Origin of the sequence: Phytoamicus setariae (assembly GCF_016722925.1) — a bacterium.
GTDB classification, from domain to species: Bacteria; Pseudomonadota; Alphaproteobacteria; order Rhizobiales; family Rhizobiaceae; genus Rhizobium_E; species Rhizobium_E setariae.
Window position 1 is genome coordinate 1 of sequence record NZ_JAEQNC010000019.1, and the last position, 11,872, is coordinate 11,872.

Sequence of the window (11,872 nt, forward strand, 5' to 3'; positions counted from 1 at the left end):
GCTTCCCGTCGCGGCGGTGAGATCGATTGCCAACTCGTCGGGGACCGGGTTAGCCTTGTAGGTCATTGTGTCTTCTACCTAGAAGGCCAAGCCGAGATATGAGGAACATTGGATAAAGCAGACGCGACTCATTTTGGCCCCTTTGGGCCATGAGCCGTCACCCTTGCCATTTGCCGCATCATCCCGCCAAACGGCTGCCCTGCTCCAGAAGCGGAGGTTGCTTAAGGCAGAATCGCTTTCCCCAGAAGCAGGGTTGCCTGTTGCCCCTGAATTGCATTGCGCCCCGGCTGCAGCTACTGGAATGAGGGCCAAGCCCCCGCTTTCAGGCGAAAGACTGCTGCCTGAATCTGGCGCCCGGGCCAGCCCTCCTCCCTTCCCGGAGCCCTCACCGCATGCTAACACTCGCGCCATGAAAAACGGTGATCATCTCTTTCTCGTCGACGGGTCCGGCTTCATTTTCCGCGCCTTCCATGCGCTGCCGGCGCTCACCCGCAAATCCGACAAGCTGCCGGTGGGGGCCGTCAGCGGTTTCTGCAACATGCTGTGGAAATTGCTGGTCGATGCGCGCAACACCGAAGTCGGCGTGACGCCGACGCATTTCGCCGTCATCTTCGACTACTCGTCGACCACGTTCCGCAAGGCGATCTATCCCGAATACAAGGCCAACCGCTCGGCGCCGCCCGAGGATCTGATCCCGCAATTCGGCCTGATCCGCGAGGCCACGCGCGCTTTCAACCTGCCCTGCATCGAGCTGGAAGGCTACGAGGCCGACGACATCATAGCCACTTTCGCGCGGCAAGCCGAGGCGGCTGGCGCCGAAGCCACCATCATCTCATCGGACAAGGATCTGATGCAGCTCGTCACCGAGCGCGTGCACATGTATGACGCGATGAAGGACAAGCAGATCTCGATTCCGGAAGTGATCGAGAAGTGGGGCGTACCGCCGGAAAAGATGATCGACCTGCAGGCACTGACAGGCGATTCGACCGACAATGTGCCCGGCATTCCCGGCATCGGCCCGAAGACGGCGGCGCAACTGCTCGAAACGTTCGGCGATCTCGAGACGCTGATGGAACGTGCCCATGAGATCAAGCAGGACAAACGGCGCGAAAGCATCATCGCCGGCCGCGAACTGGTGAAAATCTCCAAGCAACTGGTCACCTTGAAGACCGACACGCCGGTGACTGAGGCGCTGGACGATCTGGCGCTGGAGCCGCAGAACGGCCCGAAGCTGGTGGCGTTTCTGAAAACCATGGAATTCACCACGCTGACGCGACGGGTGGCCGAGGCGACCGGCACCGATGCCGCTGAAATCGAACCTGCCGATGTGCCCGTTGTCTGGGATGGTGCGCGCGGCCCCGATCTCGACAAGACAGATGCAACGCCAAAGGCTGAGAAGAAGGCTACGCCCTCTTCGCCGGCAGCCGCATCGCCCAAGACAGATGCTGCAGACGAGGTTGCGGACAATGCGACCGCCATGTCGCAGGCCCGCGCCGAGTTCTTCGCCACCCACCCGATCGACCATTCGACCTATGAAACCGTCCGCGACCGGTCCGCACTTGAGCGGTGGGTGGCGATGGCGCGGGAAACCGGCATCGTTGCCTTCGACACCGAGACCAATTCGCTCGACCCGATGCAGGCCGAGCTCGCCGGCTTCTCGCTGGCGGTGGCCGACAATGCCGCCTCGCCGCGCGGCGACGTGACCCGCGCCTGCTACGTACCCGTGGGCCACAAAAGCGGCCATGGCGACCTGCTGGGCGGCGGCCTGGCTGAAAACCAGATCCCTGTCCGCGAAGCGCTCGAGATCTTGAAGGGACTGCTGGAAGACCCCTCGGTTCTGGTGATCGGGCAGAACATAAAATACGACTGGCTGGTGATGAAGCGGCACGGCATCGCCATCAGCACATTCGACGACACGATGCTGATGAGCTATGTGCTCGACGGCGGCGGCAATACCACCCATGGCATGGATGCGCTTTCCGAGCGCTGGCTTGGCCACAAGCCCGTCCCCTACAAGGATGTGACCGGCTCCGGCAAGGGCGCCGTCACCTTCGATCTCGTCGACATCGACAAGGCAAAGACCTATGCGGCCGAGGACGCCGACATCACCCTCAGGCTCTGGCAGGTGCTGAAGCCGCGACTGGTCGCCAAAGGGCTAACGCGTGTCTATGAACGGCTCGAACGGCCGCTGGTCGATGTGCTGGCGCGCATGGAAGAACGCGGCATTTCCGTCGATCGACAGATCCTGTCGAGGCTCTCGGGCGAACTTGCGCAATCGGCCGCCCGCATCGAGGACGAAATCTATCAACTCGCAGGCGAACGCTTCAACATCGGCTCGCCAAAGCAGCTCGGGGACATCCTGTTTGGCAAAATGGGGCTGCCGGGCGCATCCAAGACCAAGACCGGCCAATGGTCGACATCGGCGCAGGTGCTGGAAGAACTGGCCGACAGTGGACTGCCGCTGCCGCGCAAGATCGTCGACTGGCGCCAGCTCACCAAGCTGAAAAGCACCTATACCGATGCGCTGCCGGGCTATATCCACCCCGAAACCAGACGCGTCCACACCTCCTATGCGATGGCATCGACGTCGACGGGGCGGCTCTCTTCTTCCGAGCCGAACCTGCAGAACATTCCGGTTCGCACCGCCGAAGGCCGGAAGATCCGCACCGCCTTCATCGCCGAACCGGGCAACCTGCTGGTCTCGGCCGACTACAGCCAGATCGAATTGCGCGTTCTCGCCCATATCGCCGAGATCCCGCAACTGAAGCAGGCCTTCGCCGATGGCATCGATATCCATGCAATGACGGCTTCGGAAATGTTCGGTGTACCGGTCGAGGGCATGCCTTCGGATGTGCGCCGTCGCGCCAAGGCGATCAACTTCGGCATCATCTACGGCATCTCCGCCTTCGGCCTGGCCAACCAGCTTTCCATCGAGCGCTCCGAAGCGGGCGAGTACATCAAGAAGTACTTCGAGCGCTTCCCGGGCATCAAGGACTACATGGAAGCCTCGAAAGCCAAGGCGCGGGAGAACGGCTATGTCGAGACGATTTTCGGCCGCCGCATCCACTACCCCGAAATCAAGTCATCCAATCCTTCCGTGCGCGCCTTCAACGAACGCGCATCGATCAATGCGCCCATCCAGGGCTCGGCCGCCGACATCATCCGCCGGGCCATGGTCCAGATCGAGGATGCGCTCGAAACATCGGGCATCAACGCCCGGATGCTGCTGCAGGTGCACGACGAACTGATCTTCGAAGCCCCTGAAAACGAGGCGGAAAAGGCCATCCCCATCATCCGCGAGGTCATGGAGAATGCCGCGATGCCGGCTATCTCCATGAGCGTGCCACTGGCCGTCGATGCCCGCGCGGCAAAGAACTGGGACGAGGCGCACTGAGATGAAGCTGCCGGCAATCGATCCCGATCGAGCCGGCAGGCACCTCACCGCCAGTTGCGCCATCATGGCCGAGCTGGTCGCCCGGCACGGCCGCTGCACGCTGATGGATCGCGACTACCAACCATTCGAGACGCTTGCCGCCTCCATCATCGGCCAGCAGCTTTCGGTGAAAGCAGCCGATACGATCGAGAGGCGTGTGCTCGAGGCCATCGGCGGCTCGTGGAGCCCTGGGGGCATACTGGCTGCTGAGCCGGAACGCTTACGCACCTGTGGCATTTCCAATGCGAAGGTCAAATACATCAGGGCGCTCGCAGAGCGCGTCGCGGCAGGGGCAATGGACTTCGATGCCATGACCGCCGAGCCCGACAACGAAGTGGTGATAAATCAACTCGTCACGCTTCCCGGGATCGGCATATGGACGGCGGAAATGTTCCTGATCTTCGGGCTCAAGCGACCGGATGTGCTGTCGCTTGGCGATGCCGGCCTACAACGCGCCGTGCGCCAGTTGTATGGCGAGGACCAGACGATGGCCGACATCGGCGAGCGCTGGCGTCCCTACCGTTCGTTCGCCTCTTGGTATCTCTGGCGGCATCTGGATGCCGCGCCGTTGGAGTGACTTTGCGTCCCACTTGATAACTATTATCGAAGGGATCATATTGACCGCGCATAAGGAGATTTTCCATGGCGCACAGTGTGGAACTCGGAAATCTCGAGTCGGTGGTTGACTGGCTCGTGGAAAGCGGTCGCTACAATTCGAAGAGCGAAGTCCTCAGGGAAGGCGTCCGCCTTGTCGAGGAGCGAGAAAAGCGCCTGGCCGCTCTGGACGCGGAACTCGCCAAGGGCCTGGCGGATGTCGAAGCGGGACGGGTCCGTCCCGCAGCAGACGTGTTCGATGAACTTAAGGAACGCTACCGCCGCATGGCTGAAGAGCGCGGCCTATGAAAGTCATCTTCACCGATGAGGCCCGCAACGATCTGATCCTTATTGGTGACTACATTGCCCGGGACAATCCGCGAAGGGCGCTTTCGTTTATTGAGGAGCTCGAAGCGAGCAGTTTTTCGCTCCGCGATTTCCCACAATCCCATGCCTTTGTCATAGGATACGAACACACCAACATACGCCGGGCAGTTCACGGAAACTACGGAATTTTCTACACAATTTCTGAAAATGCAATCTACATCCTTCGCATTCTCAACACATCGATGGACCACCGGCGGATCCTATTTCCAGAAGACTGATTGGAAATGACTGACTATGTCATCTTCATCAGATCATCGGCTGTAAACAGCTCCATCGTGCCAAAGCCGCGAATCTCATGCTTACCGAGCGGCCTCAGCGGGCGGGCACTTTCCTTTTCTGCCGCCGGACCGACGCAGATGGTGGTGCCAAGGAACTTGTTTGCGTCCTGAAGCCGGGCCGCGAGATTGATGGCATTGCCATGGGCCGTATAGTCGAGCTTGCCCGCAATGCCGACCTCGCCGAGCACCGCCATGCCGGTCTCGATGCCGATCCGCGTGCGGCCGAATTCCTGCACCTTGAAATCGAGCCGTTCACGCATCTCCTCGGTCAGCCGAAAAATCGCCAAAGCGCATTCGATTGCCTTGTCGACGTGATTTTCCAGGTCTTCGGGTGCGTTGAAAAAGGCATGCACGGCGTCCCCGACGATCTTGTCAACCATGCCGCCATGATCCGAGACGAGCTTCGTCACCTCGGCGAAATAGACATTGAGCAGGCCAACAAGCACGTGCGGCGACACCCGGCCAGCCAGATTGGAGAACGCCTCGATATCGGTAAACAGCGCTGTGACCTGCCTGTCCTCGCCTGCCATTGGCCTGGCGTTCGGATTGTCGATGTAGCGATCGACCACGGACTGAGGCAGATATTGCGAAAATCGCTGGCGCGCGACCCGCTCTGCCCGTCGTGTCTCGGCAAATTGTGAAAAGGCCGCCACCAGCAGTACAAGTGCAAGCGCCAACGCCACGGTAAACCCATCAATCAGCCAGGCCGCGCGCGAATACATCAGGGCGGACAGCCCCAGCGACATCGCAATGACCGCAACACCGCCGAGCGCGATTGCCCATGGCCGGAACCGGACTGTCAGCAACGCGATCAGCAAACCGGCCAGCAAGACATATCCCGCCTCCCAGTCCACAAACCAGTCGTGACGCGTCGGCACGAATTTCTGGATGAGAGAATTGGCTAGATCGGCGTGGATCTGCACCGAGGCCACAAGCGGCTCGGCGGCGCTGCCGCGCAGCCCGCCGAGATTGGGCATCGAAGACCCGATAAAGACGATCTTGCCCTCGAAATAGTCTCGTGGTGGGTTGTCGACAAGCACATCGGCGGCGGAAACAGTGCGCCTGGCAATCTCCGCTTGATCGCTGGCAACAAAACGAAGGCTGCCATCTTCCGCCAGGCTGAAAAGATCGCGCCCGAGTTTCAGCCACGGCGGGGTTCCGCCGAGGATTGGCGTCTTGATCTTGAGATAGCGGCGCACGGCCTCCAGGCCCAGCGCCGGGAACGGATCGGCCCCGACAATCGAAAATGCCTGAACCCGCCGCACGCGCGAATCCTCATCGCCGATCAGAAACGATGCGGCAGAACTCGCGGCAGCCTTCTGAAACACCGGGCAGGAGGTCTCCGCACCCGGCAAGAACCAGATCTCCGGAACGGTCAGCGATTTGGCAATGGCAAGCGGCGGCAGCGGTTGAGGGGCGGCCCCCTCAACATCCGACAGCAGAAAACCCAATAGCGTCGGCGCGCGCGACAGGGCTGCTGCAAGCGCCTGATTGGCCGGAGCGGCAGTATCGCAATCGGTGGAAAAAACCAGATCAAACGCAATCACCGCCGGCTTCTGGACGGCAATCTTGTCGATCAAGGCAGCGGTATTTGCACGTTGCCATTTTTGATCCCCGACTGACGAAAACGCCTTTCGGTCAATATCGACAACGACAATGTCGTCCGAGTGGCGTGGCGGAAAGAGTTGGGTCAGGCGGTCAAAATAGAGTTCGCGCCCGCCCTCCAGTAGCGTCTCCGGCAGAACAACCACCATCAGCGCCGCAATCAGGCTTGCCAGAATTCCCATATGGAACGGGCGGAAGCGAAAGGTCATTCAAAAATTCTACACGCTTGCGGCACGAAATATGAAGCACTTCGCAAAGCTGAGGCCGGGTTGGATACCGGTTCAGGGCTTCGTTTCGGTCATGTATTTCCGCCAATTTCTAGTCGTCGTCCGGTTCGGCCAGGCTCATCAGCCGGCCGATATTGCAGTCAATCACATTGCCCTGACGTTTGATGGCGCCATGTTCTTCAAGCGAAAGTATCGATCGGTTGATTTTTGGCCGGCTTGCGCCAAGTATCCCGGCAATCTCGGTCTGGCTCAGCGCAATATGCAGATTGGCCTGATCGGGCAACTCCTCGCCGTGAATCTGGCGCAGCGTTGCGAGAAAAAAACGGGCGACGCGCGAATCGAGGTCATAGAGAGCGATGGTCTCAAGCTGGTCGGTGGTTTCCCGCAACCGCTTGCAGAGATAACGCATCACTGCTTCGGCTGCTTCAGGGTTCCGGGTGATCAGCGCCATGAACTCGTTCTTGCCGATAACATAACCTTCCGTGGCGATGGACGCTGCCGCATCGGCCGAGCGCGGCGCACCATCCAGCACCGCCATTTCACCCAGCAGCGTGCCTGGTTCCAGATGACGAAGCGAAAGCTCCTTGCCCTGAGCCGTGATGAGGGAAAGCTTGATCCGGCCTGCCGTGACGAGGATCATGTAGTTGCCATCGTCGCCACGCTGGAAAATGACTGTGCCTGACGGCCACCGCCGCCATTGCGCAAGGGCCGCAACCTCGGCGATCAGTTCCTTTGAGAATTCCTCGAAGATCGGAAATGACCGCCAGAAAGCCGGACTCCTGTTGATTTCTGCCATATTTGATTGTCCCCGTAAGCCGTACCCCGCCATGCCGCGCCTCCAGCAGCTTACAGATTACAGGACGCTCGCAAAAAGTTAAACGATTTCATCACTCGCCGTTCAATCGACGGAATGCACCGCGATTTGTGGATAGGCGCGCGCTGAGCTGACAACTTCCGGCGCCATCAGCGGATGGCTCCATTCCTTTCTTCCCAGCGACCTGATCCCGTCGACTATCCGCGTGAAACCGTCCCTTGCCCGGGGTGCGATGTGGCGAGCCCGCAGGAAACCGTGGACCAGCCCTGTTTCTTCATGCCACCACCCCTTGCCATGGGCGGCGACTATGCGGCTGCAATAGGTTTCGCCATCCGAGGAGAGCGGATCGCACTGTGCGGTAATGGCGATCGTCGGCGGCAGGCCGGCATAATCCGTGTCCGTCAGCGGCATGTAAGTCGGGTCGCGGGAAAAATCGCTGCCGCCGGAACGCACATCCTTGTAGAAATGGATGTCGCGCAGGCTGAGCAGCGGGGCATGCGCGTGCGCAACGTAGGATCCCCTGGACTCATCACCTCCCAGTGCCGGATAGATCAGCATCTGGCCGATCGGTGCCTTTCTATGTCCACGGCTGCGATGCGAGACAACCGCCGCCAGGTTGCCGCCTGCACTGTCGCCCGCCAGCACGATCGGCAGATCGTAGGCGTCGGCGGCCCATTCGAAGAATGCAAGTGCATCGTCGAAGGCCGCGGGATGGCGGTGTTCCGGTGCCAGGCGATAGTCGACGGAGACGACTTCATAGCCGGTGCGCGAGCAGATCTCGGCGCAGATATCGTCATGGCTTTCGAGGCTGCCGAAGGTGAAGCCACCGCCATGATAATAGAGGACAACGGCGTGTGGGTCATAGCGCATGGCGCGGTAACGACGAATGTGCAGCGGATGCCCCTTGACAGAGACATGCTTGGATTCCGCCGACACGCCATCAGGATAGGGCGAGAAAAATGCCCGACACATGCGATCGTAGGTTTCTCGTCGCCGTGCGATCGAGTTGTCGGCCTGGCCAGGCGGATAGCACGCCAGGGTTTGCTCAATGAAGGTCCAGGTTTCGTTGTCGATCAGTGCCTGATAGTCAGTCATCTCAATCGCGCTCCCTCAAAGCATGATTGAGTGTCGCAGAATGTCGTCCTGTTTTCAATTGCGGACTTGGCTGACACCGGCTTGTGGGCAGCACGCTTACTTTGCCGTATCGAAGGCGCCTAACGGGCCTGCAGCCATTCCGAAAGTTCCGCCTCCGCCCGTTCCAGTGACGAATAGTTCAAAAGCTTGCGGAGGAATGCGACCGTGACAGCGCGTGCGCGCAGGTTGAAGCGGCCTTCCTCGCTGTCCTCGCCCACAGGCTGGTAGACCTCCAGCTTTTCATAGAGCTGCTGCAGCCGGTTCTGAACGCTGCGCAGCGACAGATTGCGGCGGCGGGCAATGGCGCGATCGGTCAGGCCGAGCGCGATGTCGACGAGGATTTCGTATTCGCTGTCGGTAAAACCGTTGGCGTGCCCCAGCGATTTCTGTTGCAGGCCGCGCACCTCCCGATCGATGACGCATTGGGATTCGATGAAGATCGAGCGCAGTGCGAGCCGCAATCGGTCATCGGAGGCCGATTTCAGCACATAGCCGTAAGCTGCGCCTTCCGGGACGATACGCGAGATGCCCCGGACATAGGCCTCATCGGCATAGTTGGACCAGAACAGAATGCGGGTGTCGGGCCGCTCCTTCCAGATCGTGCGGGCAGCCTCGATACCGTTGCGCGGGCTCATCTGCAGGTCCATCACGATATGTGCCGACTTGTTCTCGCGGGCGAGTTTTTCGCCGACCCCGCCATTCTCCGCCTCGATCACCGTGTCGCATTCAGGGAGTGCCGCGCGAACCGCCTCGTTGAGATAGGAACGGTGGAGGGGATCATCCTCGACGATCAGCACCTTCATCATTCGGCACCCTTCGGCGCGATCGGCAATGTAACCTGTATGCACGTGCCGCTGCCTTCCTTGTTCCTGGATATTTCGAAGCGCGCCGAGATCAATCGAGCGCGCGTCCGCATGTTGTCGATGCCGCCGCCGCTCCGTTTGGTGCCGGGGGCGATGCCGATCCCGTCATCGCGCACCTCGACACCGACATTCTTTCCCGTCGCCCGCAGCCGCACATTGATGCGATCCGCATGGGCATGGCGGATGGAATTGTTGATGGCTTCCTGCGCGATGCGGAAAAGCGCGGTGGCGACCGGTTGCTCGAGACTGTCGATCGCGCCACTGGCTTCGTCAGCAAGCCGCCATTCGACAGTCGAGCCGCTGTCGCGCACCGAACGGTCGAGATGGTTTTCGATGGCCTGGGCAAAGCCGAATAGCTGCAGCACCGAGGGGCGAGCTTCCTCGATGATCTGCCGGAGATCGTGCATGCAATGCTGCAGGCTGCGGAACAGCGGCTCCAGGGTTTCACCCGGGATGTCGGGACTGAGCGTCAGCCGCTCCATGCGCCGGGCCAACCGGGTGAGATCGGCAAGGGTCTGGTCGTGCAGGTCCATGCCGATCCGCTGGCGCTCAGCCTCCAGCGCTTCGGTAAGTTTCAACGCACCAAGCCGCAGGCCTTCCTCGCGGGCGCGCGCCTCGGCTTCGACAATGGCCGAGCGCTTTGCCTGTTCGGCGGCTCTGAGTGCAAAAAAGTAGGGCGCCAGGAGATCGGCTATAGAGCGCGCCTTCTCCACGTCGTCCTGGCTGTAGACGCCGACTTCACGGCTCGAACAACTCAATGCGCCGATAATCTCGCCCTGGGCCTTGAGCGGCACATGCAGACGGCTGCGGAGATTGTTCTCGATGATCGGCCCGGAAAAGGAGCCTTCATAAAGGAAGCGGAGATCGTTGCAGGCATCATCCGTCAACATCGTCTCCGCTTCGCCATAGAGGACTTGCCGGATCGGGCTGTTGGAAATCGGCGCAGGAGGATGGCGCCCCCAGCCGGTTTCAAACCCGCTTTCGTAAGCCGTGTGATACTGACCATCGAGCGTGATGATGCAGACATCCATATGATCGTGAGGGATGATCTGGGCGACCTCGGCAGCCACCGCGCGGATTGCCGAGTGAAATTCCAGCTGCCCTGCCAGCAGCCGCGATATCGTCAGATACTGATTGAGCAACGATGTCGGCGCCGAATTCAGCATCGCGAAATATCCTCCCGGGCGAACCTCCGTGCCCGCCGTTGCGCGTCGCATTCTATCGTCAAAGAGGGCCGGTTCGTCCTGCGAAATCCCGCAGATTTTGTGCGGGTTCCCGCAAGTTGCGTGCCGTGAACCGCCTATACTATTTAGGCGTTCTGATACATCATACTTTTACTGAGCGAAGGAGCCTCAGCGCAACAACAAAATTCGGTTACCTGGAGGTAGGTGCCGGAGCCGGCCCGAAAAGGCCCGGTCATCAGGGAGAGAAAGATATGAAGATCAGGACGATACTCCTGGCCTCGGCCGCTATGGTCGTTGCTGCCATGCCGCTTTCTGCATCCGCCGACACGTCGGGCAAGAAGATCGCGCTTTCCAACAATTACGCCGGCAACTCCTGGCGTCAGGCGATGCTGACGAGCTGGGACAAGGTGACCAAGGAAGCGGTCAAGGCCGGCACCGTTGCTGCCGCCGATCCGTTCACCACGGCCGAGAACCAGGCGACCGAACAGGCCGCCCAGATCCAGAACATGATCCTGCAGGGCTATGACGCCATCGTCATCAATGCCGCCTCCCCGACCGCGCTCAACGGCGCCGTCAAGGAAGCCTGCGATGCCGGCATCGTCGTCGTATCCTTCGACGGTATCGTGACCGAGCCCTGCGCCTACCGCATTGCCGTCGATTTCAAGGAAATGGGCCGCAGCCAGGTCGAATACCTCTCGAAGAAAATGCCGGAAGGCGGCAACCTGCTTGAGATCCGCGGCCTCGCAGGCGTTTTCGTCGATGACGAAATCTCGGCCGGTATCCATGAAGGCGTCAAGCAGTTCCCGCAGTTCAAGGTCGCCGGCTCGGTGCATGGCGACTGGGCGCAGGACGTCGCACAGCGCGCGGTAGCAGGCATCCTCCCAAGCTTGCCGGAAATCGCTGCTGTCGTCACCCAGGGCGGCGACGGCTATGGCGCCGCGCAGGCCTTCACTGCGGCCAAGCGCAAGACGCCGCTGATCATCATGGGTAACCGCGAAGACGAGCTGCAGTGGTGGAAGAAGGAAAAGGACGCAAACGGCTATGAGACCATGTCGGTCTCGATCGCGCCGGGAGTATCCACGCTCGCATTCTGGGTCGCCCAGCAGGTGCTGGATGGCAAGGAAGTCAAGAAGGACCTCGTCGTGCCGTTCCTGCGCATCGATCAGGACAATCTCGAAAAGAACCTGGAAACCACCCAGAAGGGTGGCGTCGCCAATGTCGAGTACTCGCTCGAAGACGCCCAGAAGGTGATTGCCGCGGCCAAGTAAGCGGCTATTGTCTGAAGCAGTCCGGCGGGAGACATTTCCGCCGGACTGTTCTTCACTTTGCAGAATTCCTTTCAGGCATCACACC

At 60.4% G+C, this 11,872-nt stretch carries 10 protein-coding genes; 5 read left to right on the forward strand and 5 right to left on the reverse strand.

The genetic code is table 11. The features are described from left to right. Nucleotides 1–409: 409 nt before the first annotated feature. The 4 genes from polA to JJB09_RS24215 all read left to right on the forward strand — a co-directional run bounded on the left by polA (nt 410) and on the right by JJB09_RS24215 (nt 4,632). A complete protein-coding gene (gene polA / locus JJB09_RS24200) occupies nt 410–3,394 on the forward strand; it encodes a DNA polymerase I (RefSeq protein ID WP_201663670.1) in 2,985 nt (994 codons plus the stop codon). 1 nt (nt 3,395) lies between these two features. After that, complete coding sequence (locus tag JJB09_RS24205; protein WP_201663671.1) at nt 3,396–4,010, forward strand: DNA-3-methyladenine glycosylase family protein; 615 nt, start codon at nt 3,396–3,398, stop codon at nt 4,008–4,010. A 65-nt stretch (nt 4,011–4,075) separates the two neighbouring features. Then, complete coding sequence (locus JJB09_RS24210) at nt 4,076–4,336, forward strand: type II toxin-antitoxin system ParD family antitoxin (protein WP_201663672.1); 261 nt, start codon at nt 4,076–4,078, stop codon at nt 4,334–4,336. Next, nucleotides 4,333–4,632, forward strand: coding sequence for a type II toxin-antitoxin system RelE/ParE family toxin (locus JJB09_RS24215; RefSeq protein WP_201663673.1), 300 nt, complete (start codon nt 4,333–4,335; stop codon nt 4,630–4,632). Before JJB09_RS24210 ends, JJB09_RS24215 begins: the two co-directional genes overlap by 4 nt. Nucleotides 4,633–4,646: 14 nt before the next feature. Here the strand turns inward: JJB09_RS24215 and JJB09_RS24220 are convergent, their stop codons facing one another. From JJB09_RS24220 to JJB09_RS24240, 5 genes are all read right to left on the reverse strand, one after another. Continuing rightward, the gene (locus JJB09_RS24220) at nt 4,647–6,506 is read right to left on the reverse strand and encodes a CHASE2 domain-containing protein (protein WP_201663674.1); all 1,860 of its coding nucleotides are present in this window, start codon (nt 6,504–6,506) and stop codon (nt 4,647–4,649) included. Nucleotides 6,507–6,615: 109 nt separating this feature from the next. Further along, a complete protein-coding gene (locus tag JJB09_RS24225; protein ID WP_201663675.1) occupies nt 6,616–7,320 on the reverse strand; it encodes a Crp/Fnr family transcriptional regulator in 705 nt (234 codons plus the stop codon). Nucleotides 7,321–7,422: 102 nt separating this feature from the next. Continuing rightward, nucleotides 7,423–8,433 carry an alpha/beta hydrolase gene (locus JJB09_RS24230; protein WP_201663676.1) on the reverse strand — a complete coding sequence of 337 codons (1,011 nt, stop codon included), beginning with the start codon at nt 8,431–8,433 and terminating at the stop codon, nt 7,423–7,425. A gap of 119 nt (nt 8,434–8,552) precedes the next feature. Continuing rightward, the gene (locus tag JJB09_RS24235) at nt 8,553–9,275 is read right to left on the reverse strand and encodes a response regulator transcription factor (protein WP_201663734.1); all 723 of its coding nucleotides are present in this window, start codon (nt 9,273–9,275) and stop codon (nt 8,553–8,555) included. Then, nucleotides 9,275–10,501: a GAF domain-containing sensor histidine kinase gene (locus tag JJB09_RS24240; protein WP_201663677.1), complete on the reverse strand. Its 1,227-nt coding sequence runs from the start codon at nt 10,499–10,501 to the stop codon at nt 9,275–9,277. The genes JJB09_RS24235 and JJB09_RS24240 overlap by 1 nt, the downstream gene beginning before the upstream one ends. Before the next feature lie 269 nt (nt 10,502–10,770). On the opposite strand from JJB09_RS24240, the gene JJB09_RS24245 reads away from it, so the two are divergent. After that, a complete protein-coding gene (locus JJB09_RS24245; protein WP_201663678.1) occupies nt 10,771–11,787 on the forward strand; it encodes an ABC transporter substrate-binding protein in 1,017 nt (338 codons plus the stop codon). Nucleotides 11,788–11,872: the final 85 nt, after the last annotated feature.